This is a genomic window from Vogesella sp. LIG4, from assembly GCF_900090205.1.
GTDB lineage: Bacteria > Pseudomonadota > Gammaproteobacteria > Burkholderiales > Chromobacteriaceae > Vogesella.
Map to the genome: position 1 here is coordinate 3344666 of NZ_LT607802.1, position 23440 is coordinate 3368105.

Annotated in this window: 25 protein-coding genes and 1 riboswitch; of the genes, 16 read left to right on the plus strand and 9 right to left on the minus strand. The window is 64.2% G+C overall.

The window, feature by feature from the left end; translation table 11 throughout:
* The 8 genes from PSELUDRAFT_RS15510 to PSELUDRAFT_RS15545 all read left to right on the plus strand — a co-directional run bounded on the left by PSELUDRAFT_RS15510 (nt 1) and on the right by PSELUDRAFT_RS15545 (nt 6805).
* On the plus strand, nt 1–594 hold the full coding sequence (locus PSELUDRAFT_RS15510; protein ID WP_088967693.1) for a TetR/AcrR family transcriptional regulator: 594 nt from the start codon (nt 1–3) through the stop codon (nt 592–594).
* A 137-nt stretch (nt 595–731) separates the two neighbouring features.
* Complete coding sequence (locus tag PSELUDRAFT_RS15515) at nt 732–1274, plus strand: hypothetical protein (RefSeq protein WP_088967694.1); 543 nt, start codon at nt 732–734, stop codon at nt 1272–1274.
* Nucleotides 1275–1534: 260 nt separating this feature from the next.
* Nucleotides 1535–2482: a thioredoxin-disulfide reductase gene (gene trxB / locus PSELUDRAFT_RS15520; protein ID WP_088967695.1), complete on the plus strand. Its 948-nt coding sequence runs from the start codon at nt 1535–1537 to the stop codon at nt 2480–2482.
* A gap of 12 nt (nt 2483–2494) precedes the next feature.
* Nucleotides 2495–3100, plus strand: a complete 606-nt coding sequence (locus PSELUDRAFT_RS15525) for a Smr/MutS family protein (protein WP_088967696.1) — start codon at nt 2495–2497, stop codon at nt 3098–3100.
* A 14-nt stretch (nt 3101–3114) separates the two neighbouring features.
* Nucleotides 3115–3558 (plus strand): peroxiredoxin, encoded by a 444-nt coding sequence (locus PSELUDRAFT_RS15530; protein ID WP_088967697.1) that lies wholly within the window; start codon nt 3115–3117, stop codon nt 3556–3558.
* 44 nt (nt 3559–3602) lie between these two features.
* On the plus strand, nt 3603–5006 hold the full coding sequence (locus PSELUDRAFT_RS15535; protein WP_088967698.1) for a PhoH family protein: 1404 nt from the start codon (nt 3603–3605) through the stop codon (nt 5004–5006).
* Nucleotides 5003–5842, plus strand: a complete 840-nt coding sequence (locus PSELUDRAFT_RS15540) for an alpha/beta hydrolase (RefSeq protein ID WP_197693888.1) — start codon at nt 5003–5005, stop codon at nt 5840–5842. The genes PSELUDRAFT_RS15535 and PSELUDRAFT_RS15540 overlap by 4 nt, the downstream gene beginning before the upstream one ends.
* 51 nt (nt 5843–5893) lie before the next feature.
* Complete coding sequence (locus PSELUDRAFT_RS15545) at nt 5894–6805, plus strand: DUF808 domain-containing protein (RefSeq protein ID WP_088967700.1); 912 nt, start codon at nt 5894–5896, stop codon at nt 6803–6805.
* Nucleotides 6806–6865: 60 nt separating this feature from the next.
* Here PSELUDRAFT_RS15545 and PSELUDRAFT_RS15550 read toward each other — a convergent pair whose 3' ends face one another.
* Nucleotides 6866–7654: an enoyl-CoA hydratase gene (locus tag PSELUDRAFT_RS15550; RefSeq protein ID WP_088967701.1), complete on the minus strand. Its 789-nt coding sequence runs from the start codon at nt 7652–7654 to the stop codon at nt 6866–6868.
* A 291-nt stretch (nt 7655–7945) separates the two neighbouring features.
* On the opposite strand from PSELUDRAFT_RS15550, the gene PSELUDRAFT_RS15555 reads away from it, so the two are divergent.
* Nucleotides 7946–8617, plus strand: a complete 672-nt coding sequence (locus PSELUDRAFT_RS15555; protein WP_088968530.1) for a sulfite exporter TauE/SafE family protein — start codon at nt 7946–7948, stop codon at nt 8615–8617.
* Here PSELUDRAFT_RS15555 and PSELUDRAFT_RS15560 read toward each other — a convergent pair.
* The 6 genes from PSELUDRAFT_RS15560 to PSELUDRAFT_RS15585 are packed head-to-tail and all read right to left on the minus strand — an operon-like array spanning nt 8601 to nt 12702.
* A complete protein-coding gene (locus PSELUDRAFT_RS15560; protein ID WP_088967702.1) occupies nt 8601–9467 on the minus strand; it encodes a metal ABC transporter substrate-binding protein in 867 nt (288 codons plus the stop codon). The genes PSELUDRAFT_RS15555 and PSELUDRAFT_RS15560 overlap by 17 nt on opposite strands.
* Nucleotides 9468–9476: 9 nt before the next feature.
* Entirely contained in the window at nt 9477–10349 is an 873-nt protein-coding gene (locus PSELUDRAFT_RS15565; protein WP_088967703.1) for a metal ABC transporter permease, read from the minus strand.
* A complete protein-coding gene (locus PSELUDRAFT_RS15570) occupies nt 10346–11104 on the minus strand; it encodes a metal ABC transporter ATP-binding protein (RefSeq protein WP_088967704.1) in 759 nt (252 codons plus the stop codon). The genes PSELUDRAFT_RS15565 and PSELUDRAFT_RS15570 overlap by 4 nt, the downstream gene beginning before the upstream one ends.
* The gene (locus tag PSELUDRAFT_RS15575) at nt 11101–11337 is read right to left on the minus strand and encodes a hypothetical protein (protein ID WP_088967705.1); all 237 of its coding nucleotides are present in this window, start codon (nt 11335–11337) and stop codon (nt 11101–11103) included. Before PSELUDRAFT_RS15575 ends, PSELUDRAFT_RS15570 begins: the two co-directional genes overlap by 4 nt.
* Nucleotide 11338: 1 nt before the next feature.
* Nucleotides 11339–12280, minus strand: a complete 942-nt coding sequence (locus PSELUDRAFT_RS15580) for a GTP-binding protein (RefSeq protein ID WP_164497433.1) — start codon at nt 12278–12280, stop codon at nt 11339–11341.
* Nucleotides 12268–12702, minus strand: a complete 435-nt coding sequence (locus tag PSELUDRAFT_RS15585; protein ID WP_088968531.1) for a Fur family transcriptional regulator — start codon at nt 12700–12702, stop codon at nt 12268–12270. Before PSELUDRAFT_RS15585 ends, PSELUDRAFT_RS15580 begins: the two co-directional genes overlap by 13 nt.
* Nucleotides 12703–12853: 151 nt before the next feature.
* Between PSELUDRAFT_RS15585 and PSELUDRAFT_RS15590 the strand changes: the two genes are divergently transcribed.
* Nucleotides 12854–13285, plus strand: a complete 432-nt coding sequence (locus PSELUDRAFT_RS15590; RefSeq protein ID WP_088967707.1) for a cytochrome c — start codon at nt 12854–12856, stop codon at nt 13283–13285.
* Between the two features lie 73 nt (nt 13286–13358).
* A complete protein-coding gene (locus PSELUDRAFT_RS15595) occupies nt 13359–13787 on the plus strand; it encodes a cytochrome c (protein ID WP_088967708.1) in 429 nt (142 codons plus the stop codon).
* A 69-nt stretch (nt 13788–13856) separates the two neighbouring features.
* Here the strand turns inward: PSELUDRAFT_RS15595 and PSELUDRAFT_RS15600 are convergent, their stop codons facing one another.
* A complete protein-coding gene (locus PSELUDRAFT_RS15600) occupies nt 13857–14477 on the minus strand; it encodes a cytochrome b/b6 domain-containing protein (RefSeq protein WP_231895238.1) in 621 nt (206 codons plus the stop codon).
* A gap of 212 nt (nt 14478–14689) precedes the next feature.
* Here PSELUDRAFT_RS15600 and tyrS point away from each other — a divergent pair, with 212 nt between their 5' ends.
* From tyrS to PSELUDRAFT_RS15625, 5 genes are all read left to right on the plus strand, one after another.
* Nucleotides 14690–15964 carry a tyrosine--tRNA ligase gene (gene tyrS, locus PSELUDRAFT_RS15605; protein WP_088967710.1) on the plus strand — a complete coding sequence of 425 codons (1275 nt, stop codon included), beginning with the start codon at nt 14690–14692 and terminating at the stop codon, nt 15962–15964.
* 225 nt (nt 15965–16189) lie between these two features.
* A complete protein-coding gene (locus PSELUDRAFT_RS15610) occupies nt 16190–18694 on the plus strand; it encodes an EAL domain-containing protein (RefSeq protein ID WP_088967711.1) in 2505 nt (834 codons plus the stop codon).
* Between the two features lie 260 nt (nt 18695–18954).
* A riboswitch (glycine riboswitch) is annotated at nt 18955–19053 on the plus strand.
* Between the two features lie 178 nt (nt 19054–19231).
* A complete protein-coding gene (gene glyA, locus PSELUDRAFT_RS15615) occupies nt 19232–20500 on the plus strand; it encodes a serine hydroxymethyltransferase (protein ID WP_088967712.1) in 1269 nt (422 codons plus the stop codon).
* Between the two features lie 2 nt (nt 20501–20502).
* On the plus strand, nt 20503–21903 hold the full coding sequence (locus PSELUDRAFT_RS15620) for an L-serine ammonia-lyase (protein WP_088967713.1): 1401 nt from the start codon (nt 20503–20505) through the stop codon (nt 21901–21903).
* Nucleotides 21904–22193: 290 nt separating this feature from the next.
* Complete coding sequence (locus tag PSELUDRAFT_RS15625) at nt 22194–22388, plus strand: hypothetical protein (protein ID WP_088967714.1); 195 nt, start codon at nt 22194–22196, stop codon at nt 22386–22388.
* A gap of 48 nt (nt 22389–22436) precedes the next feature.
* On the opposite strand, the gene PSELUDRAFT_RS15630 is transcribed toward PSELUDRAFT_RS15625, so the two are convergent.
* Complete coding sequence (locus PSELUDRAFT_RS15630; RefSeq protein ID WP_369800064.1) at nt 22437–23345, minus strand: choline ABC transporter substrate-binding protein; 909 nt, start codon at nt 23343–23345, stop codon at nt 22437–22439.
* Between the last annotated feature and the right edge of the window lie 95 nt (nt 23346–23440).

Sequence of the window (23440 nt, forward strand, 5' to 3'; positions counted from 1 at the left end):
ATGAACCGCAACGACATCCCCGCCACACCGGAAGAAAACAGCCGTCGCATGGAGCTGGTGCGCGCCGCTGCCCGCCTGTTCCGGGACCAGGGCTACGAACGCACCACCGTGCGCGACCTGGGCAATGCAGTCGGCCTGCAGTCCGGCAGCCTGTTCTATCACTTCCGTACCAAGGAAGAGATCCTGGTTGCCGTCATGGCGCTGGGCATCACCGCCACCACCGAGCAGCTGGCGGCGGCGCTTGCCGGCGCCAAGGACACCCGCAGCAAGTTGGCCGCACTGTTCCACGTGCACCTGCATTCACTGCTGGGCGACAACCAGGCGGCGCTGGAAGTGATGCTGTACGAGTGGCGCAGCGTGTCGCCGGCCGCCAAACCGGGGCTGATCGTGCTGCGCGACCGTTACGAGGAGTTGTGGCAGCAGGTGCTGGACCAGGCCGCGGCCGAGGGCCTGGTGAAAACCGATACCCGCCTGCTGCGCCGCACCCTGCTGGGCAGCCTGCACTGGACGGTGCAGTGGTACCGCAACGACGGCGAACTGAGCGTGGCGCAACTGGCCGAGCGCATGCTGGCACTGGTTACCCAGGAAAACTGACTTGCCATTCGGCAGGCCATGTTATTGAATGAATGAGTTAAACTGCCATTCCGGCAGCCGGGACGGTGCGCTTTTGCGCCGCAAACCGCTGCCGCACAACATGGTCTGCCGCCAGTGCGGCTGCAAGGAGTTTTGCCATGGCCACGCTTACAGGCATCGTCAGCAACAACAGTAGCGACATCGTCCGCAGCCAGCAGCTGGAACAGCAACAGCAGCGCCAGCGCACCCAGGGCGGCCAGGCTGCTGCCGTGGCGACCATCCAGCAGACCGAACGCACGCCGCAGAACAACCCGCTCACCACCCAGGCAGTCCAGGACAAGGGCGCGGCAAGCTCAAGCGGCACCGCCACCAGCAACCAGGCCACCCGCGAGGTGGAAAACCAGCTGCAGTCGCAACTGATCAGCGCCCAGATTTCCTCCGCCCCCGGCGTGGCCGGCACGCCCACCACCCCGCCGCTGCAGCCGCCCCAGGCACCGCCACCGACTGCGGCCAGCAATGCCGACAATGGCCAGAGCGCCAACGGCAACGCCACTGTCAACACCCCGCCTGCCAAACAGCAATCGCCCAGCCAGGCCGAGTACAACGCCTCTGCGCAGCAGACCGCCGTGGCGCAGTACCAGAGCACACAGTCCATCTTCCAGGGCGACAACAACAGCCAGTCGGTGCATTCCATCGCCTGATCCAGCCCTTTGCCGGCAAGCACACAGCCTGTTGCCAACGCACAGGCTGTTTTCATGTCCGCCTCGCGTTGGCGCGGCAGCGTTGAATTTGACCCCGACATACCCATTTACCACCCGGACATGTCGTGCCGCTGACCTGCCTTGCCACGCGCGCAGACAACCCTTAGCACAAAACTATCTTGTCATTAGCAATGCTCAATTCGGCTGAACGCCGCAAAATTGCTAAAATGGCGCAATTACCGACGTACAGGAAAATCACCATGAGCCAAACTCGTCACTGCCCGCTGCTGATTCTGGGTTCCGGCCCGGCCGGCTACACCGCCGCCGTTTACGCTGCCCGCGCCAACCTCAAGCCGGTACTGATCACCGGCATGGCCCAGGGCGGCCAGCTGATGACCACCACCGACGTGGACAACTGGCCCGCCGACGTAGCCGGCGTGCAGGGCCCGGAGCTGATGGTGCGCTTCCAGCAGCACGCCGAGCGCTTTGGCACCGAGATGATCTTCGACCACATCCATACCGCCAAACTGGATGAAAAACCGTTCCGCCTGATCGGCGATTCCGGCGAATACACCTGCGATGCGCTGATCATCTCCACCGGCGCCTCCGCCAAGTACCTGGGCCTGCCGTCCGAACAAGCGTTCTCCGGCAAAGGCGTATCTGCCTGCGCCACCTGCGACGGCTTCTTCTACCGCAACCAGGACGTCGCGGTAGTGGGCGGCGGCGACACCGCCGTGGAAGAAGCACTGTACCTGGCCAACATCGCCAAGCACGTTACCCTGATCCACCGCCGCGAGCATTTCCGCGCCGAAAAGATCATGGTCGACAAGCTGATGGCCCGCGTGGCCGACGGCAAGATCACCCTGAAGCTGAACGCCAACCTGGACGAAGTGCTAGGCGACGACAGCGGCGTAACCGGCGCGCGCCTGAAGTTCAACGACGGCAGCAGCGAAGACCTGGCGGTAATGGGCGTATTCATCGCCATCGGCCACCAGCCGAACACCGACATCTTCAAGGGCCAGCTGGAACTGGATGAAACCGGCTACATCGTGACCCGCGGCGGCCGCGACGGCAACGCCACCGCCACCAACGTGCCGGGTGTGTTCGCTGCCGGCGACGTGCAGGACCACATCTACCGCCAGGCCATCACCAGCGCCGCCTCCGGCTGCCAGGCTGCCCTGGATGCCGAGCGCTTCCTGGACCACTAAGCCGGCATTGTCTTGAAGTCGCTCAAGGAGCAGCTCAAGCCGATCAAAGCACAGGCAAGGCCCGCCAGGGCCTTGCCTGTTGCCGTTGCGGCCAACCCTGAACCGGAGCCGGACTTCCCGGCGCTGATGCGCCACGTACTGCCGCTGAAACCGGATGGCCGCGTGCAGCACCCGCTGCCGCGCCCCAAGCCACGCCCGCTGCGCCAGCCGGCCATCAGCCAGGGAGAAGCCGAGCACAACAGCCTGTTCGCACAGATGCTGGGCTGGTTCGAACCCGCCGAGCTTGAACATCAGCATCGCCGCCCCGGCATGCCCAGCGGCACACTGCGCAAGCTGCGCGGCGGCCACTGGCCAGTGTGCGCGGAACTCGATCTGCACGGCCTGGACCGCTTCGAAGCCCATGAACGGCTGGCGCTGTTCCTGCACCGCGCCCGGCAGCTTGGCCAGTGCGTGCGCATCATTCACGGCAAGGGGCTTAGCTCGCGCGGCGAGCCGGTGCTGCCCAAGATGGTGCGCGCCTGGCTCAGCCACCACCCGGACGTACTGGCGTTCTGCGAGACCGCCAGCCACCAGGGCGGCAGCGGTGCCGTGCTGGCCCTGCTCAAACGCTCATCGTGACAAGGAAACAAACCATGGATACCTGCCCGACCTTTACCGCCCCCGCCACCGGCGGCCAGCAGATCAGCCTGCCCGACGGCCAGCTGACCGTGCTGTACTTCTACCCCAAGGACAACACCCCCGGCTGCACCACCGAGGCCCAGGCCTTCCGTGACCAGCACGCCGCCTTTGCCGCTGCCGGCGCGCGCATCGTCGGTGCCTCGCGCGACAGCCTCAAGTCGCACGAGAACTTCAAGGCCAAATTCGAATTGCCATTTGAATTGCTCAGCGATCCGGAGGAAACTGTATGTAATCTGTTTGCTGTCATGAAACTGAAAAACATGTACGGCAAACAGGTGAGAGGGATCGAGCGCAGCACTTTCGTCATCGATGGTGCCGGCAAGATCCTTCGCGAATGGCGTGGCCTGAAAGTACCGGGTCATGCGGAAGAAGTGCTTGCGTTCGTGACATCGCTATAAGCGGGGCCACATCCGGTGGGCCCCGCCAGCCAAGGGGGCCCATCATGGCAAGCCGCAAGAAAAGCAAGAACGTCAAACTGTTCGTTCTCGATACCAACGTACTGCTGCACGACCCCACCTGCCTGTTCCGCTTCGAGGAACACGACATCTTCATCCCCATCATCACCCTGGAAGAGCTGGACACCCACAAGAAGGGCATGTCCGAAGTGGCGCGCAACGCCCGCCAGGCCAGCCGCTTTCTCGATGAAATCGTCAGCCAGGCCGGCAGCGACATCGCCGACGGCATCGAGCTGAAGAGCGCCAGCCGCGAGGCCGCCACCGGCCGCCTGTTGCTGCAGACCCAGGCCATCCACGCCACACTGCCGGCCTCGATGCCGGTGGGCAAGGCCGACAACCAGATCCTGGGCATCGTGATGGCGCTCAAGCAGCTGGAGCCGTCGCGCAACGTGATCCTGGTGTCGAAAGACATCAATATGCGCATCAAGGCACGGGCGCTGGCGCTGGAAGCGGAAGACTACTTCAACGACAAGGTGCTGGAAGACACCGACCTGCTGTACACCGGCATGCGCGAGATCGACCAGGGCTTCTGGGACCGCAACGGCAAGGACCTCAAGTCCTGGCAGGAACACGGCCGCACCTACTACCAGCTCAAGGGCCAGGACGTGCCGGGGCTGATCCTCAACCAGCTGCTGTGGCAGCAGGGCGAACAGCCGCTGCAGTGCCGCGTGATCCAGCTGGACGGCAAGACTGCGGTGCTGGAGACGCTGCGCGATTACAGCCACCAGAAGAACAACGTCTGGGGCATCACCGCGCGCAACCGCGAGCAAAACTTCGCGCTGAACCTGCTGATGAACCCGGAGGTGGACTTCATCACCCTGCTGGGCCAGGCCGGCACCGGCAAGACACTGCTGACGTTGGCCGCAGGGCTGGCGATGACGCTGGAGCAGAAGCTGTACAGCGAGATCATCATGACCCGCGTCACCGTGCCGGTGGGCGAGGACATCGGCTTCCTGCCCGGCACCGAAGAGGAAAAGATGCTGCCGTGGATGGGCGCGCTGGAAGACAACCTGGACGTGCTCAACAAGAACGAGGAAGACAGCGGCGACTGGGGCCGCGCCGCCACCCGCGACCTGATCCGCAGCCGCATCAAGGTCAAGTCGCTGAACTTCATGCGCGGCCGCACCTTCCTCAACAAGTACCTGATCATCGACGAAGCGCAGAACCTGACGCCCAAGCAGATGAAAACCCTGGTCACCCGTGCCGGCCCCGGCACCAAGGTGGTATGCCTGGGCAACATCAGCCAGATCGACACCCCGTACCTGACCGAAGGCAGCTCCGGCCTGACCTACGTGGTGGACCGCTTCAAGGGCTGGGACCACTCCGGTCACATCACCCTGCAGCGTGGTGAGCGTTCACGCCTGGCCGACCATGCGGCCGACGTGCTGTGAGTCAGCAGCTTGAGCTGATCCACATGGCAGCAGGGGCGGCGCACGGCGCGCCGCCCTTGTTGTTCGTGCATGGCGCCTACAGCGCTGCCAACTGCTGGCAGCAGCACTTCCTGCCGTGGTTCGCCGCCCAGGGCTACGACTGCTGGGCACTGAGCCTGCGCGGGCACGGCAACAGCCCGGGGCGCGAGCAGCTGCACGACTTCGGCATCAGCGATTACGTGGCCGACGTGGCCTGGGCTTGCGGCCAACTAGTGCAGCCACCGGTGCTGATCGGCCACTCCATGGGCGGCTACGTGCTGCAGCAATACCTGCGCGAGCGCACCGCCCCGGCCGCGATACTGCTGGCCAGCGTGCCGCCAGGCGGCATGGCATTGTCCACCTGGCGCCTGAGCCTCACCGCGCCCGACATCCTGCTCGGGCTCAACCTGTTCCAGCTGGGCCGCTACACGCCGTCGGCGGCCGAAGTACGCCGCATGCTGCTGTCACCGGACACCGACCTTGCCAGTGCGCAATGGCTGGCCGACAACTGCCAGGTGGAAAGCCGGCACGCCATTCTCGACATGAACCTGAGCCTGGCGCTGTTCACCCGCCCGCTGTCCTGCCCGGCACTGTCCATCGTTGGCCGCAACGACCTGCTGGTCAGCCCGCTGGAAGCCCGCAGCGGCGGGCAATTGCTGGGTCTGGATACCGAAGTGCTGCCGGATCTGGGCCATATGCTGATGCTGGATACCGGCTGGCGCCGCGTTGCCGAAACCATGGACGGCTGGCTGCGACGGCAGTTTCCTTCCGCCGGCCCACCGGCACAGCCGCTTGTCGATCACGACAAGGTTTGCTAGCTTTGCACCCGCCCTGCATATGCAGGGCTTCTTTTTGATACGGGAGACCCGATGGCTGGCAGTAGCCTTTTCATGTTGATCGACGATATCGCCACCCTGCTTGATGACGTGGCGGCGATGACCAAGCTGGCCGCCAAGAAAACCGCCGGCGTGCTGGGGGATGATCTGGCGCTGAATGCGCAGCAGGTGTCCGGCATCCGTGCCGAGCGCGAGTTGCCGGTAGTGTGGGCGGTGGCAGTGGGTTCGCTGCGCAACAAGGCGCTGCTGGTGCCGCTGGCGCTGGCCATTGGCGCCCTGCTGCCCTGGCTGATCACCCCGCTGCTGATGCTGGGCGGTGCCTTTCTGTGCTTCGAGGGCGCGGAAAAACTGGTGCACAACTACCTGCACGCGGCGGAAGAAGAACAGGAACACAGCGAACGCCTGGACGCGCTGCAGAACCCGGACATAGACATGGTGGCGTTCGAGCGCGACAAGATCAAAAGCGCCATCACCACCGATTTCATCCTGTCGGCGGAGATCATCGCCATTGCGCTGGGCACCGTGGCCGGGCAGCCGTTTGCCACCCAGCTCACGGTACTGGTCGGCGTGGCCGTGCTGATGACCATCGGCGTCTACGGGCTGGTGGCCGGCATCGTCAAACTGGACGATATCGGCCTGTACTTCAGCACCAAACCGCTGGCCATCACCCGCTACGTTGGCCGCATGCTGCTGAACGCGGCGCCGCCGCTGATGCGACTGCTGTCGCTGGCCGGCACCATCGCCGTGTTCCTGGTGGGTGGCGGCATCCTGGCGCACGGCATTGCACCGCTGCACCATGCCATCGAAGCCAGCGCCCATGCCCTGCCCGCCCTTGGCCCGTTGGCCGGCCTGCTGCCGGCGGTGCTTAACGGCCTGTTCGGCCTGCTCAGCGGCCTGCTGCTGGTAGTGCTGATGTCGCTGTTTGCACGCCTGCGCGGCAAGTAAGCCGCACAAAACAAACACCCCGCTGCTGCGGGGTGTTTGTCATCCGGCCCAGCCGGGCGCCTAGTTATCCTCGTCTTCATCCACCCAGGCCGGCTTGCGCTTGGCGAGAAAAGCGCCCACGCCTTCCTGCTGCTCGGTGCCGCCCATCAGCGCCAGGAAGGCCGCCTTCTCCTGCAGCAACTGCCGGTCCAGCGGCATCTGCTGACTGCCTTCGATCAGCTGCCTTGCGGCCAACACCGCCAGGCGCCCCTGGCGCGCCACCTTGCCCGCCATGCTCACCGCCATGATCTTGGCCAGCCCCGGGTCCACCACTTCCTCCACCAGGCCGATGTGCAGCGCCTGCTCGGCCGTTACCGTCTCGCCGCCCAGAATGATGCGCTTGGCCCACGGCAGGCCGACGCGATCCGCTAGCGTCTTGGTGCCGCCGGCACAAGGCAGCTGCCCTACCGAGGTTTCCGGCAGCCCGAGCCTTGCGCCGCGCTCGGCCACGATATAGTCGCAAGCCAGCGCGCACTCCAGCCCGCCACCCAGCGCAAAACCGTTCACCGCTGCCACCGTGACACCGCGAAACTGGCGGATGCTGTTGAACGCCAGCGCAAAGGCGTCCGCCACCTGCCCGGCCATCTGGCGGTCGCCGCGGGCAAACTGCTGCAGATCCGCCCCCGCCGAAAAGAATTTGTCTCCGGCGCCGGTTATCACCACGGCGCGTACCTGTTCATCGGCGTCCAGCGCATCCATGGCCAGCGCCAGCTGCTGCAGCGAATCCAGGGTCCAGACGTTTGCAGGCGGGTTGTCTATGGTGACAATGGCCGACTGCCCCAGGTGTTCAATCACTATCTGCTTGCTCATGCCCTTTTGCTCCCCTCCCTGCAGCCATCGCTACAACGACAGACTGCAGCAGCCGCGGCTGCCCGGCCCTCAACAATGGGCGCCCCGCGATGGCGGGCCATTCTTTGTCGCAATGACAGGCTTTTCTAATAATAACGATGGACTATCCCTCTGTTTTTTCAAGTCATGTGCGAGAAATAAGACCACATGCATCAATAACCATTATTCATATCCATTCCGATTTGGATCGCCACAAATACCGCAGTGCAGCACCACTGCTACAATACCGGCTTTACCCTGCCGCCTCGCACCATGCTGGAAATCAGTCTGTTCTCTCTTTTTCTCACCGGCCTGCTGGGCGGCGTGCATTGCCTGGGCATGTGCGGCGGCATCGTGGCCGCCATTTCGGTGGCCGGCCAGGGCAGCAAGCCCTGGCTGCTGCTGGGCTACAACCTGGGCCGGCTGGCCAGCTACGTGCTGATTGGCACGCTGCTGGGCGGGCTGGCGCAATGGGGGGTGGCGCAGGCGGATTTCCGCCCGCTGCAGCTTGGCCTGTTTGCTGCGGCCAACGTGCTGCTGGTACTGCTGGGCCTCTACCTGGCCGGCCTGTCCGCGGCCGTCACCCGCATCGAAAAAATGGGCCAGCCGCTGTGGCGCCGGCTGCAACCGCTGACCCGCCGCCTGCTGCCGCTGCGCCACGGCTGGCAGAGCGTGCTGGTGGGCGCGGTGTGGGGCTGGGTGCCCTGCGGCCTGGTGTACACCGCCAGCCTGTCGGCGCTGGCCAGCCAGAGAGCCTCCAGCGGCGCGCTGGTGATGCTGAGCTTTGGCCTTGGCACCCTGCCCAACCTGTTGCTGATGGGTGCCTTCGCCCACAAACTCGGGCAGTGGAAACAACAACGGCCAGTCCGCCTGCTGGCGGGACTGGCCGTGTGTGCCATCGGTGTCTGGCACCTGGCACAGTTGGTACTCAACGCATCGCGCTGAGCAGCAGCTCGACGTTGCTGCGGAACAGCTGCAGATAGCTGCCAGCCTTGCCGTCGTTGGACAGCGCGTCGGCATACAGCTTGCCGCCCACCTTCACACCGGCTTCCTTGCTCAGCTGCTCCAGCAGACGGTGGTCGCTCATGTTCTCGAAGAACACCGCCTTCACCTGCTCCGCCTTCACCTGGCGGATCAGCTGCGCCACGCCCTTGGCCGAGGCTTCGGCTTCGGTGCTGATGCCCTGCGGCGCCATGAAGCGGATCTGGTAGCGGGCGGCAAAGTAGCCAAAGGCGTCGTGCGAGGTCAGCACCTTGCGCCGGCCCACCGGCACCGCGGCAAACTGCTGCGCCGCCCAGTCATCCAGCTGCTTGAGCTTGGCCTGGTAGGCGGTGGCGCGCTGCTGAAAGTAGGCGCTGTCTGCCGGGTCGGCTTTGGACAGGCCATCGGCAATCGCCTGGGCATACAGCATCACGTTCTGCGGGTTGTGCCAGGCATGCGGATCGATGCCGCCATGCTCGTCAGCCTCCTGTGCGGCACGCGGCTTGACCTTGGCCGCGGCGGTAACGGTGAGGCCCTTGAAGCCGGCGGCGCGCGTCATGCGCGGCATCCAGCCCTCGAACCCCAGGCCACTCACCACGAATACCTTGGCTGCGGCCAACTTCTTCACATCGGCCGGCGCCGGCTGGAACACGTGGGCGTCCTGGTCCGGCCCCACCAGCGACTGCACTTCCACCTTGTCGCCGCCGATCTCGCGGGTGATATCGGCAACAATACTGAAACTGGCCACTACCGGCACTTTGGCCACGGCCAGCAAGGGCGACAGCAACAGTGCCGCGGCTAACAACTTGCGCATCGAACAATCCTAGTTGGTAAGGTGACGGGAACGGAACAGGCGCGGCAGCAGGCCGCCGCGCGGCGCCAGCAGCATGGACAGCAGGTAGGCAATGCCTGCCAGCAGGATGATGGCCGGGCCGGACGGCAGCTCGGCGTGATAGGACAGCAGCAGGCCGCCCACCGCCGAGCCGCTGGCGATCAGCAGTGCCACCAGCAGCATGCCGCCCACCGAGCTTGCCCACAGCCGTGCGGCGATGGCCGGCAGCATCATCAGCCCAACCGACATCAGCGTGCCCAGCGCCTGGAAGCCGGCCACCAGGTTCATCACCACCAGCAGCAGGAACAGCAGGTGCCACACCCCGCCACGGGCGCCGATGGCGCGCATGAACACCGGATCCAGGCTTTCCAGCAGCAACGGCCGGTAGATGGCCGCCAGGGTCAGCAGCGTGACGCTGGCCACCGCCGCCACCAGCAGCATGGCAGCATCGTCCACCGCCAGCACAGAGCCGAACAGCAGGTGCATCAGATCCACATTGCTGCCGCTCTTGGACACCAGCAGCACCCCCAGCGACAGCGACAGCAGGTAGAAGCCGGCAAAGCTGGCATCTTCCTTCACCTCGGTGTAGCGGGTGGCAAGGCCGGCCAGCAGCGCCACCAGTACGCCGGCAACAAAGCCGCCCAGACTCATCGCCGGCAGACTCAGGCCGGCCAGCAGGTAGCCGATGGCCGCCCCCGGCAACACGGCGTGGCTCATGGCATCGCCCATCAGGCTCATGCGGCGCATCACCAGCAGCAGGCCCACCGGCGCACTGCCCAGCGCCAGCGCCAGGCAGCCCACCAGCGCCCGGCGCATGAAGGGGAAATCGGCAAACGGGGAAACCAGTAATTCATGCAAGGTCATTTGCCCACTCCATGGACATCGCCCTGGGCATCCACCGCGCACACCGGCGCCTTGGCCTGCCAGTGGGCAGCGGTATCGGTGGCGCGACGCAGGTTGGCATCGGTCAGCACGCGGTCGGTCTGGCCCCAGGCCACCACCTCACGCGCCATCAGCAGGGTTTGCGGAAAGTAGGCGCGCACCTGTTCGTAGTCGTGCAGCACGGCAATCACGGTGCGGCCCTCCTCCTGCCAGCGGCGTACCAACTCCAGCAGGTCGAAGGTGGTGCGCGCATCCACCGCGTTGAACGGCTCGTCCAGCAGGATCAGCCGCGCGTCCTGCACCAGGATGCGGGCGAACAGCACGCGCTGGAACTGCCCGCTGGACAGCGCCGACACCGGGTGCAGCGCAAAATCCTCCAGACCCACGGTGACCAGCGCATCCCAGCTGGCCTCGTCCAGCTTGCGGCCAACCCTGCCGAACAGGCCGCTGCGGCGCCAGTGGCCGCTGCTGACCAGGTCGATTACCGACACCGGCAGGCTGCGGTCGATTTCCGACAGTTGCGGCAGATAGGCGATGTCCTTGCGGCTGAGGCCGGCGAAGCTCACTTCGCCGCTATCCGGGCGAATGGCGCCCATGATGGTTTTCAACAGCGTGCTCTTGCCGGCGCCGTTCGGCCCGAAGATGGCAGTGGCCAGCCCCGGCGCAAAGCGGCCGCTGACATGGTGCACGGCCGGGTGGCGCTGGTAGGACACGGTAAGGTTATGCAGGGAAATCAACTTTCACCTCCCAGTGCCCACAGCACCAGCGCCCACAGCACCAGCAACAGCGCGCTGGCCAGCAGCAGGCGCTGCCAGGCCGCCATGGCCAGCAGGCGCCAGCCCGGCAGGTGATTGCGCTCGCCGGCCGCATGCGGGTGCGGGTGGGAGTGCGCATGCGACAGCTCGGGCGTGTGCTCGTGCTCGTGCTCATGCTCGTGCCCGGCATGCGCGTGATGATGATGTTCGGTCATGTCAGTCCTGCGACCACGGTTCCAGGCAGGCGCGCAGCGCCGTCTCGATGGCGGCGGCATCCAGCCCGCTGGCGATCAGCTCGAAACGGTTGTCGCGGCGCCAGGCTACCTGGTTGGCGGCCCAGCGGCCTTCGGTCCAGTTCAGCCACAGCCAGGTGTCCATCACCCGGAACACACCCTTGGCGCGCACCAGGCCGTCCACCATCTGCGGCAGGCGGTCGAAGAAATCGGTCAGCGCCTCGCCGGAAAACGCCTTGTCCGGCGGCAGCGTCCAGCCCTGCGACTGCCAACCCGGCGCGTCGTCCTGCCGCACTGACGGCCGGTAGCGCGGCTTGTCGGCGGCGCCGGCATTCAGCCATTCGGGCATGGCCGCGCCGTGGTGGATTTCCGCCACCAGCGACTTGGGCGGAAACAGCTGCGCCGCCTTGTCGCGGTATGCGGCCAACGTGTCGGCATCGGCCAGGTCGCACTTGGTGGCCAGCAGCACATCGGCCACCATCACCTGGTCGCGGTACAGCGGCTGGCGGAAGTAGTCGTTGTTCACGAACTGGCGCGGGTCCACCAGGGTGAGCACCGCGCCGACATCCAGCGCATTGCCCAGCGGCTCGGTACGCAGCTCGTCGATCAGCCCGGCGGCGTGCGCCAGCCCGCTGGCCTCGATGATCAGCCGGTCCGGCTTCTCGCGGCGCAGCAGGTTGGCCACCGTCACCGTCATCTGCGGGCCGGCCACGCAGCACAGGCAGCCGCCGGCGATCTCGGCCACCGGCAGCTCGCCGTCGTCCAGCACGGCACCGTCGATGCCGATCTCGCCGAATTCGTTAACGATGATCGCCCACTTTTCGTCGCGCGGACGCTGGGTGATCAGATGGCGCAGCGCGGTGGTCTTACCCACGCCCAGAAAGCCGGTCAACACATTGACCCGGGTTTTTTTCATGTTCGGCATCCTTGACACAAACCGGTCAGCAACAGATTTTGCGGCGCGATGGCAAAGCCTTCACCACCGGCCTGCTCGCGCAGCACCGCCAGCATCGGCGAGGCATCCAGCTCCTGCACCTTGCCGCACTGGCTGCACACCAGGATCAGGCCCTCGTGGCTGCAGCCCACGTGGCGGCACACGATGAAGCCGTTCAGCGCATCCACCTTGTGCAGCAAACCCACATCCACCAGAAAATCCAGCGCACGGTACACCGTGGGCGGCGCGGCAATGCCGCGCTGGCGCTGCAGATCGGCCAGCAGCTGGTAGGCCTTCACCACGCCGTCGTAACTCAGCACCAGCTCCAGCACCTGACGACGCAGGCTGGTAAGCCTGGCGCCCTGCCGCTGGCAGTGCTGATCGGCGGCAGCGAGAAAACTGGCAGTATCCATGGCGACCGGCATGACTCTCAATTAGGAAGAATTCGCGAATGTTACGGTATAACAAAACACTTAACAAGCATTAACCAAACTGCCATCAAGCAGATACCCCTGCTGTGATAAGCTGCGAACGATATTCACTTGCCATTTCCAGGAGCCGGCAATGAAAAAGCTGTTCATGCTTGCCTGCTGTTTCGCCGCTTTCAACACCGCCCTTGCCGCCGACCAGATCGCCGCCCGCAAGGAGGTTTTCGAGCAATACAAGAAGACCATGTCCGCCATGGGCCAGATGGTGAAAGGCGACACGCCGTTCAGCCAGGCCGACTTCGCCAAGTTGGCCGCACACCTGGACGAGCTGGCACAGCAGCCCTGGCAGTACTTCGGCCCCGGCAGCGACAAGGGTAAAACCGATGCCCGCCCGGAAATCTGGTCGCAACCCGCCGAATTCCAGTCTGCCATCGGCAAGCACAAGCACGCTGCCCAGAGCCTGAAACAGGCTGCCACAGTTGCCCGAAACATCGATGACGTAAAACCGGCCTTTATTGCCATCCAGCAGACATGCAAGTCCTGCCACCAGCAGTTCCGCAACGATTAGGCGACCCCGCCTTTGGCAGCGCAGCCAGAAATTATTAAACTCGCGCAATAAACCGCAATCACCAGAACCCGAGATGAAGAAACTTACCGCCACCCTGATCCTTACCCTGCTGTGCGCCAGCGCCGTTGCCGGCCCCGGCGAAGACCGCCAGAAAAGCTTCAAGAAAATCCTGCTCAATTTCGAACCGATCGGCGTCATGCTGCGCGACGGCCCGTTCCGCAAGGACCAGTTCATCAAGAACGCGGACGACCTCAAGGCAGTTGCCGCCGTGCCGTTCACCCTGTTCAAGCCGGGCACCATCGACGACGTCAGCCGTGCCAAGCCGGAAATCTGGAGCCAGCCGGCCAAATTCAAGGCCGCGCAGGACAAGTTCCTGACCGCCGTTAACGCCCTGCAGGCCGGCGCGCGCAGCGACGACCTGGCCACCGTGCGCAACAAATACGCCGCAGTAGCCGACAGCTGCAAGAGCTGTCATGACAGCTTCCGTGGCCCCAAGCGTTAAAGTCTGGATGCACCATGAAAAAAGGCATGCCGCAGCATGCCTTTTTTCATTCCGCCATCGCGGCCGCATTCACAACACGGCCAGGCCTCCACACACCAGCACCGTAGCCGCCAGCAGCAGCAGCGCCGCGCGCCAGGGCGATACAAAGGACGGCGCGGCAATCGGGTCATCGCTTTCCTTGTGCCCGGTCACCATGGCCTTGACCAGGTTCTCATTGCGCAGCACCCGGTAGCCAACAATCGCCAGCACATGCACCGAGACCAGCAACAACAGCAGGTTGAACCAGGCGCCGTGCCACTCGCTCACCTGCTCGGCCAGGCTGCCATCGAGCAAATGCGCCAACGGCCCGTCGAAGGTATAGCCATCCACGTCGGCGGCGAACAGCCCCAGCAGCAACTGCACCAGCACCGCCGCCAGCAGCGTCAGCACCATCAGGGCGCCCAATGGGTTGTGGCCGGGAGCGGTGGGCGACTGGCCACGCAGGTAGGCGACAATGGCTGCGGGGCCGCGCACGAAAGTGCCGAAGCGTGCCGTCTGGCTGCCGGCTATACCCCACAGCAGGCGGAACACCAGCAGCACTAGCAGCGCCTCGCCAAACCGGGCATGCAGTATCAGCTCGCCACTATCGGCACTCCACCACAGCAGGCCGAACAGCGCCACCAACCCCCAATGAAACAGACGCGTGGGCAAGTCCCATACCTTAACCCGGTAAGCCATTGCAACGCCCCTCCTTCTGATTTTGTCGCTGCATTCTACCCGCGGCATGACAGATGACACGGCGAAAGGTTTTAAGGAATGTTGCAGAAATTGCCCCGGCTGCGCTGCAACAAAATCGGCTAGAATAGCGCCTTTCCGCCTGCTCATTGCCCTGGCGGCGTTTCAAACCAAGGAGAATTTTCAAGATGTTCCAGTCCGCTCTTATCCAGGATCTGCAAGCCCGTGGCCTGATCGCGCAGCAAACCGACGCGGCAGCCCTCGACGAACTGCTGACCAAGGAGAGCGTGACCCTGTATTGCGGCTTCGACCCGACCGCAGACAGCCTGCATCTTGGCCACCTGGTACCAGTACTGGTACTGAAGCGCTTCCAGCAGTTCGGCCACAAGCCCATCGCCCTGGTGGGCGGCGCCACCGGCATGATCGGCGACCCAAGCTTCAAGGCTACCGAACGCAAGCTGAACACCCCGGACGTGATCGCCGGCTGGGTGGACAAGATCCGCGGCCAGGTATCGCCGTTCCTGTCCTTCGAAGGCGACAACGCCGCCATCATGGCCAACAACTACGACTGGTTCGGCGGCATGGGCGCGCTGGAATTCCTGCGCGACATCGGCAAACACTTCTCGATCAACCAGATGATCAAGAAGGAAGCGGTGCAGCAGCGTATCAACCGCGAAGACCAGGGCATCAGCTACACCGAGTTCAGCTACAGCCTGCTGCAGGGCTACGACTTTGCCGAGCTGTACCAGCGTCATGGCTGCGTGCTACAGATCGGCGGCTCCGATCAGTGGGGCAACATCACCGCCGGCACCGACCTGACCCGCCGCCTGCATCAGCACCAGGTCTACGGCCTGACCCTGCCGCTGGTTACCAAGGCCGACGGCACCAAGTTCGGCAAGACCGAAGGCGGCGCGGTGTGGCTGGATGCCAAGAAAACCTCGCCGTACGCCTTCTACCAGTTCTGGATGAACACCGCGGACGCCGACGTGTACAAGTTCCTGCGCTACTTCACCTTCCTGTCGCTGGCCGAGATCGACGCCATCGAGGAGCAGGACAAGACCAGCGGCGGCAAGCCGGAAGCACAGCGCATCCTGGCCGAGCAGGCGACTGCCCTGGTACACGGCCAGGCCGCGGTGGCAGCCGCCCAGCGCATCAGCGCCAGCCTGTTCAGCGGCAGCGTGGCGGACCTCACCGAATCCGACCTGGCGCAACTGGCACAGGACGGCATGCCCAGCATCCAGCTGCCGCGCGACCAGGCCGGCCTGATCGACACCCTGGTTGCCGGCGGCTTGGCCAAGTCCAAGACCGAAGCGCGCACCTTCATCCAGAGCGGCGCGGTAAGCATCAACGGCAACAAAGCCGATAGCCTGGAACACCAGATCGGCGACGGCGAGCGCCTGTTCGGCCAGTACAGCCTGCTCAAGCGCGGCAAGAAGAACCACACCTTGGTGCACTGGCAGTAAGCACGGCGATACATCGCAACAAGGCAGGCGCCCGCCTGCCTTTTTTATTGCCCGATCAAGCGCTTTTCCCCTCCTACCTGCCCGTGTTGCCACTATTCAATTTGCAATTTGCAAACTATAAAATGAAGGTGCAGCTGTTAGCTGTTCATATAAACGCAGCCTCGTAACACCACCTCGGCCAAAACCACCGCCCACCGGGCTTTGCCAAAAAGGTGACATCGACTCATGCGCCCCGCCCCGCATCAACCCGACCGTTTGCTGCGCGTCCTGTGGCCTTTCATTCTGGTCGCCCTGCTGCAGGCAGTCATCAGCGGCATCAGCCTGGAAGTGCTATCGGTGGTGCGCGCCTACGTCAGCGGGGAAAGCCTGTGGTCCAAGGGCCAGAAGGATGCGATCTACTACCTCAAGCTGTACGCCGACAGCCGCGACGAGCGCGATTTCCTGCAGTACCAGCAAGCCATCGACATTCCGCTGGGCGACCACCAGGCACGCCAGGCACTGGACGCTCCCGAGCCCGACCTGCTGCGCGCCGAAGCCGGCTTCCTGCAGGGCGGCAACCACCCGCAGGACATCCCCGGGCTGATCTGGCTGTACCGCAACTTCCGTCACTTCAGCTACCTGGAAACCGCCATCGCCCACTGGACTACCGGCGACCAGCAGCTGCTGCAACTGATGCAGACAGCCAACCAGATGCGCCATGGCTTTACCCAGCACACCCCCTCCGCAGCGGAAATCGCCGGCTGGATCGCGCAGATCCGGCGCGTCAACGAGCAGGTCACCCCGGTCGAAAGAGCGTTCTCCAACACCCTGGGCGAAGCCTCGCGCTTCATCCAGCAGCTGCTGCTTGCGGCCAACCTTGTCACCACCACCATCCTGATCCTGCTGGCGGTACTGCGCACCGGCAAACTGCTCAACCAGCGGCTGGAAGTGGAAAGCGCGCTGCGTGCCGAGAAAGAACGCGCCCAGATCACCCTGACCTCGATTGGCGATGCGGTGATCACCACCGACGAAGCCGGCTTCATCACCTATATGAACCCCGCCGCCGAACAGCTCACCACCTGGCGCGACGAGCAGGCACACGGCCTGCCGCTCAGCTCCATCATCCGCATGCTGAACGAGCAGACGCAGCAGGAAGACGGCAACCTGATCGAACAGATCCTGAACGGCGAAGCCAGCGGCACCAGCCAGCACACCCAGCTGATGGTGCGCCTGGACGGCAGCGCCATCGTGGTCTCCCTGGTGGCCTCGCCCATCCACAGCAACGGCAGCGTCAACGGCGCCGTGCTGGTGCTGCACGACATGACCCGCGAGCGGCAATATGTGGCCAACCTCTCCTGGCAAGCCACCCACGACGCGCTCACCGGGCTGACCAATCGCCGCGAATTCGAGCAGCGGCTGGAGCAGGCGCTGGGCAAGCTGAGCGCCGGCACGCCGGTGGAGCACGCGCTGATGTTCCTCGACCTCGACCAGTTCAAGATCGTCAACGACACCTGCGGCCACGCCGCCGGCGACGAGCTGCTGCGCCAGATCTGCACCCTGCTGCAACAGCAGCTGCGCGATATCGACACCCTGGCGCGCCTCGGCGGCGACGAATTCGGCATCCTGCTGGAGCACTGCCCCGCCATCAACGCCGGACAAATTGCCGAAGCGCTGCGCCAGACCGTGCAGGAGCTGCACTTTGCCTGGGAAGGCCACCCGTTCAATGTCAGCGTCAGCATCGGCCTGGTGCACCTGAGCGCGCCGATGACCACGCTGGCCGAGGCGCTGCGCGCCGCCGACGTGGCCTGCTACATGGCCAAGGAAAAGGGGCGCAACCGGGTGCAGGTCTACCACCCGGATGATTCCGAGCTGTCGATGAAGTATGGCGAAATGGCTTGGGTGCAGCGCATCCGCCTGGCACTGGAAGAGAACCGTTTCTGCCTGTACGCGCAGCAGATCGCCCCGCTAAGCAACGACACCGACGACGGCATCCACATCGAGCTGCTGCTGCGCCTGTACGACGAATATGGCCGCCTGGTGCCACCGATCAGCTTCATCCCGGCAGCGGAGCGCTACGGCCTGATGCCGCTGATAGATCGCTGGGTGGTACAGAATGCCTTTGCCACCCTGGTCAGCCGCCAGCAGCATGGCCACAGCAGCCAGGTAACCACCTGTGCCATCAACCTGTCCGGCAGCTCCATTGGCGACGACAGCTTTCTCGACTTCCTGCACGAGCAGTTCCGCCTGCATGCCATCGCGCCGCAACGCATCTGCTTCGAGATCACGGAAACCATCGCCATCGCCAACCTCAGCGACGCCATTCACTTCATCACCGAACTGCAAAAGCTGGGCTGCCGCTTCTCGCTGGACGACTTTGGCGCCGGCATGTCCTCGTTCAGCTACCTGAAACACCTGCCGGTGGACTACCTGAAAATCGACGGCAGCTTCGTCAAGGACATGCTGGACGACCCTATCGACCACGCCATGGTGGCGGCGATCAACCACATCGGCCATGTCATGGGCAAGCACACCATTGCCGAATTCGTCGAGACCCCGCAGATCATGCAGGCAGCCGCCATGCTGGGCATAGACTACGTGCAGGGCTACGCCGTGATGCGCCCGCAACCGTTCACCATAGACTGCGAGTTACGCCACCTGGCACCGCAGGATTGCCTGCTGCCCGGCACATTGCCGGCCAGCAGCCACGGCGCCGAACCGGCCAGACAGGCTGCGCAGGACAAGCAGCCGTAGCTCACAAGCCACAACCGCAGTTGTGGCAAAAACACATCAATTCCCATAAAAATCAAATAATTAGTTTTCACCGGCAATGCCGTTGTTTGCCGGCGCGGCATTGTCACAGCCGACAGCTTTCCTTCCGTCGGCGACGGAAAATCATCGTTTTCGCCACCTGCCGCCGCCAGCACCAGCAAGCATCGCGAAGCTGCCCGTTTTTACCCTGCCGGCATCGATTGACGCTGGCGCGGGCGCTCTCTAGATTGAGCTGCAGCCACATCAGGCAGACAGGAGAGATCGCCCGGACAGCAGTCCAGCGGCGGCGCCGAAGGGGAATCGCCCCGAAAACTCTCAGGCAAAAGGACTGTCTGCCCAGGCTCTCTGGAGAGCAGGCGCCATCAGCGGCGCCTCGCCGAAGGCAGCACGGTGCGCAGCGCGCACCCAATCTCTCAGGCACACGGACAGAGGGGGCAAGCACGGGTCGCCAGGCGACCACCCACCCCCATTTACCGGGCTTGCGGCCAACCTTGGCCGCGCCCTTGTCTGGAGAGCGCCATGTTTACCAAAGATATGCAGATTGCCGGCTTCGACGACGCCCTGTGGGCCGCCATGCAGGCCGAAGACCAGCGCCAGCAGGACCACATCGAGCTGATTGCCTCCGAAAACTACACCAGCCCGCGCGTGATGCAGGCCCAGGGCAGCCAGCTCACCAACAAATACGCCGAGGGCTACCCCGGCAAGCGCTACTACGGCGGCTGCGAACACGTGGACGTGGTGGAGCAGCTGGCCATCGACCGCGCCAAGCAGCTGTTCGGCGCCGACTACGCCAACGTGCAGCCGCACTCCGGCAGCCAGGCCAACGCCGCCGTCTACATGGCGCTGCTGGAGCCGCACGACACCGTGCTCGGCATGAGCCTGGCCCACGGCGGCCACCTCACCCACGGCGCCAAGGTCAACTTCTCCGGCAAGATCTACCACGCGGTGCAATACGGTCTGAACCCGGAAACCGGCGAGATCGACTACGACGAAGTGCAGCGCATGGCCAACGAATACCAGCCGAAGATGATCGTGGCCGGCTTCTCCGCCTATTCGCTGATCGTCGACTGGAAGCGCATGCGCGAGATCGCCGACAGCATCGGCGCCTACCTGTTCGTGGACATGGCCCACGTGGCCGGCCTGGTGGCTGCCGGGCTGTACCCGAACCCGATTCCGCACGCCCACGTGGTGACCACCACCACCCACAAGACCCTGCGCGGCCCGCGTGGCGGCCTGATTCTGGCTGCGGCCAACCCGGAACTGGAGAAGAAGCTGAACTCGGTGGTGTTCCCCGGCATCCAGGGCGGCCCGCTGATGCACGTCATCGCCGCCAAGGCGGTGGCCTTCCAGGAAGCGCTGCAGCCGGAATTCGTTGATTACCAGAAACAGGTGCTGGCCAACGCCCGCGCCATGGTGAAGGTGTTCCAGGACCGCGGCTACAGCATCGTGTCCGGCAAGACCGACGACCATCTGTTCCTGCTGAGCCTGATCGACAAGGGCCTCACCGGCAAGGCGGCCGATGCCGCGCTGGGCGCCGCCCACATCACCGTGAACAAGAACGCGGTGCCGAACGATCCGCAAAGCCCGTTCGTGACCAGCGGTATCCGCATCGGCACCCCGGCCATCACCAGCCGTGGCTTCAAGGAAGCCGAGGCACGCCAGGTGGCGCACTGGGTATGCGACATCCTCGACGATATCGAGAACCCGGACGTTACCGCCAAGGTCAAGCGCCAGGTGGCCGAGCTGTGCGCGGCCTTCCCGGTATACCGCGCTGCCAGCGGGAGCTGATCATGGCCATCAGTGTGTTTGATCTGTTCAAGATCGGCATCGGCCCGTCCAGCTCCCACACCGTCGGCCCGATGCGTGCCGCGCGGCAGTTCATCGCCCGCCTGGAACGCGACGGCGTGCTGCCGGCGGTGGCCAGCGTGCGCTGCGAGCTGTTCGGCTCACTGGGCGCCACCGGCAAGGGCCACGGCTCCGACATCGCCGTGCTGCTGGGGCTGCAGGGCGAGCTGCCGGATGCCGTGGACACCGACGCGGTGCCGCAGATGGTAGCGGCGATTCGTGACAGCAAGCGCCTGCGCCTGCTGGGCAGCCACGAAATCGTCTTTGCCGAGAGCGAGCATCTGGTGCTGCACAAGCGCAAGACGCTGCCGTTCCACCCCAACGGCATGACCTTCGAGGTGCGTAACGACAAGGGCGAAGTACTGGATAAGCGCGCCTACTACTCGGTAGGCGGCGGCTTCGTGGTGGACGAGGCGGCAGTGGATGCCGGCTTTACCCCGCCGGGCAGCGAAGAACTGCGCCACCCGTTCAGCAATGGCGCCGAGCTGCTCGCCTTGTGCCAAAGCGAAGGCAAGAGCATCAGCCAGATCATGCTGGAAAACGAGCTGGCCTGGCGTAGCGAGGAGGAAGTACGCGCCGGCCTGCTGCAGATCTGGCAGGTGATGCAAAGCTGCGTGCAGCGCGGCTGCAGCCACGAAGGCATCCTGCCTGGCGGCATGAAAGTGAAGCGCCGCGCCGCCGACCTGTACCGCAAACTCACCAACGCCCCGGAGGCCGCGCTGCGCGACCCGCTGACGGTAATGGACTGGGTGAACCTGTACGCACTGGCGGTGAACGAGGAAAACGCCGGCGGCGGCCGCGTGGTCACCGCGCCCACCAACGGCGCGGCCGGCATCATCCCGGCGGTGCTGCACTACTACGCCCGCTTCGTGCCCAATGCCAGCGAGGACGGCGTGGTGCGCTTCCTGCTCACCGCCGGCGCCATCGGCATCCTGTTCAAGCTCAACGCCTCCATCTCCGGCGCCGAAGTCGGCTGCCAGGGCGAAGTGGGCTCCGCCTGTTCCATGGCCGCCGGCGCGCTTGCCGAGGTGCTGGGCGGCACGCCTGAGCAGGTGGAAAACGCCGCCGAAATCGGCATGGAACACAACCTGGGCCTGACCTGCGACCCGGTGGGCGGCCTGGTGCAGGTGCCGTGCATCGAACGCAACGCCATGGCGGCGGTGAAGGCCATCAACGCCGCGCGCATGGCGCTGCGTGGCGACGGCCAGCACTTCGTATCGCTGGACCGGGTGATCAAGACCATGCGCGACACCGGCCGCGACATGAGCAACAAGTACAAGGAAACCGCGCGTGGCGGCCTGGCGATCAACGTGATCGAAGTGCCGGTAAACATCGTGGAATGCTGATGCCCGCTTGCGGCCAACGTTGGCCGCAGACATGACAACGCCCGCTCACGCGGGCGTTTTTTTTGCTAACAGCTTCCCGCCCTGCCGCCAGGCTCGCTGGCTGTCACGCCTCTCGATACTTTCTATCGTCAGGCGCTCTGCGCATCGACTCGAAAACACGGGGCTCCCATGGCCGGATCGCCAGCAGCAGGCTGGTGCCATGCTGATCATCCGTCGCTCGGGCCAGACCTTCCTGATGCAGGTCAGTAAACTCCTGCAGCAGCTGGCGCATCCGTTTCTGGAAGCGTTGATTGTCGGCAGGTGACAGCATTGCCTGCTGGAAAAGCTGGTGGGACCGACTGTTTGGCACCTTCAAGGAAAGCGAACATTTCGCACTACACTGCGGCTTTCCAGGGCGCCAGGAGGAGCACCTGCAGAAAATGCTGCTGTTCAAGAATGTCTATCGTGACCAGGCCGCCGGCAGCAAACCACCCTCCAGACCATGAAAAAGGCCGCCATCTGCGATGGCGGCCCTGGTGGCAATGCTGATGCTATCAGTTGGCCAGGTGGTGCTGCACGGCGCTCATGCCGTCCTTGCCATCGAAGGTGGTTACACCGGCCAGCCAGCTCTTCAGCATGAACGGGTTCTTCTTCAGGTAGTTCTTGGCAGCCAGTTCCGGCTTCTCCTTGTCCATGATCGGGCCCATCACGCGGTTTTCGATGTCGGTGGTGAACTGCATATTGGTCAGCAGTTTCGCCACGTTCGGACAGCGTGCCTGGTAGTCGGTTGCCAGGGCGGTGAATACCTTGGCTTCGCCGTAGTTGGGGCCGAACACGTCGTCGCCGCCGGACAGGTAGGTCATCTTGTACTTAACGTTCATCGGATGCGGTTCCCAGCCCAGGAACACTACCCATTTCTTCTGGCGAATGGCGCGTTCCACTTCGGACAGCATGCCTGCCTCGCTGGACTCAACCAGCTTGAAGCCGGACAGGCCGAACTGGTTCTTCTTGATCATTTCCTGGATCAGGTTGTTGCCATCGTTGCCCGGCTCGATACCGATGATCTTGCCATCCAGCTTGTCCTTGAACTTGGCGATGTCGGCAAAGCTCTTCAGACCGGCTGCCGCCACGTAGGCAGGTACTGCCAGCGTGTACTTGGCACCCACTAGGTTGGGGCGGTCCAGCACCTTGATCTGCCCTGCCTTCACGAACGGCTCGATCATCGGCGTCATGCTGGGGTTCCAGTAGCCGAGGAAGGCGTCGATCTGCTTGTTCTTGATGCCGGCGAAGGTGATGGGCACTGAGGCGATGGTGGTGCTCGGCGTGTAGCCCAGGCCTTCCAGCACAACGCTGGCCATGCCGGTGGTAGCGGCGATGTCGGTCCAGCCCACATCGGCAAAATGCACTTTCTGACACTGGGCGGTATCGGTCGCCAGTGCCGCGCTGCTAACGGCACCAATCAACAGTGCTCCTGCAAGCTTGTAAGCATTCATTAACTTAGCTCCTGTCTTCTGCAATTCGTTCGGTAGCGCCAAAGCGCCGGGCAATCGCCGCTCCT

Excerpts from the sequence above, each read along its gene's own strand:
- PSELUDRAFT_RS15510 (WP_088967693.1), top strand. The coding sequence starts at position 1 with ATGAACCGCAACGACATCCCCGCCACACCGGAAGAAAACAGCCGTCGC.
- PSELUDRAFT_RS15515 (WP_088967694.1), top strand. The coding sequence starts at position 732 with ATGGCCACGCTTACAGGCATCGTCAGCAACAACAGTAGCGACATCGTC.
- trxB (WP_088967695.1), top strand. The coding sequence starts at position 1,535 with ATGAGCCAAACTCGTCACTGCCCGCTGCTGATTCTGGGTTCCGGCCCG.
- PSELUDRAFT_RS15530 (WP_088967697.1), top strand. The coding sequence starts at position 3,115 with ATGGATACCTGCCCGACCTTTACCGCCCCCGCCACCGGCGGCCAGCAG.
- PSELUDRAFT_RS15535 (WP_088967698.1), top strand. The coding sequence starts at position 3,603 with ATGGCAAGCCGCAAGAAAAGCAAGAACGTCAAACTGTTCGTTCTCGAT.
- PSELUDRAFT_RS15545 (WP_088967700.1), top strand. The coding sequence starts at position 5,894 with ATGGCTGGCAGTAGCCTTTTCATGTTGATCGACGATATCGCCACCCTG.
- PSELUDRAFT_RS15550 (WP_088967701.1), bottom strand. The coding sequence starts at position 7,654 with ATGAGCAAGCAGATAGTGATTGAACACCTGGGGCAGTCGGCCATTGTC.
- PSELUDRAFT_RS15555 (WP_088968530.1), top strand. The coding sequence starts at position 7,946 with ATGCTGGAAATCAGTCTGTTCTCTCTTTTTCTCACCGGCCTGCTGGGC.
- PSELUDRAFT_RS15560 (WP_088967702.1), bottom strand. The coding sequence starts at position 9,467 with ATGCGCAAGTTGTTAGCCGCGGCACTGTTGCTGTCGCCCTTGCTGGCC.
- PSELUDRAFT_RS15565 (WP_088967703.1), bottom strand. The coding sequence starts at position 10,349 with ATGACCTTGCATGAATTACTGGTTTCCCCGTTTGCCGATTTCCCCTTC.
- PSELUDRAFT_RS15575 (WP_088967705.1), bottom strand. The coding sequence starts at position 11,337 with ATGACCGAACATCATCATCACGCGCATGCCGGGCACGAGCATGAGCAC.
- PSELUDRAFT_RS15580 (WP_164497433.1), bottom strand. The coding sequence starts at position 12,280 with ATGCCGAACATGAAAAAAACCCGGGTCAATGTGTTGACCGGCTTTCTG.
- PSELUDRAFT_RS15585 (WP_088968531.1), bottom strand. The coding sequence starts at position 12,702 with ATGGATACTGCCAGTTTTCTCGCTGCCGCCGATCAGCACTGCCAGCGG.
- PSELUDRAFT_RS15590 (WP_088967707.1), top strand. The coding sequence starts at position 12,854 with ATGAAAAAGCTGTTCATGCTTGCCTGCTGTTTCGCCGCTTTCAACACC.
- PSELUDRAFT_RS15595 (WP_088967708.1), top strand. The coding sequence starts at position 13,359 with ATGAAGAAACTTACCGCCACCCTGATCCTTACCCTGCTGTGCGCCAGC.
- tyrS (WP_088967710.1), top strand. The coding sequence starts at position 14,690 with ATGTTCCAGTCCGCTCTTATCCAGGATCTGCAAGCCCGTGGCCTGATC.
- PSELUDRAFT_RS15610 (WP_088967711.1), top strand. The coding sequence starts at position 16,190 with ATGCGCCCCGCCCCGCATCAACCCGACCGTTTGCTGCGCGTCCTGTGG.
- glyA (WP_088967712.1), top strand. The coding sequence starts at position 19,232 with ATGTTTACCAAAGATATGCAGATTGCCGGCTTCGACGACGCCCTGTGG.
- PSELUDRAFT_RS15620 (WP_088967713.1), top strand. The coding sequence starts at position 20,503 with ATGGCCATCAGTGTGTTTGATCTGTTCAAGATCGGCATCGGCCCGTCC.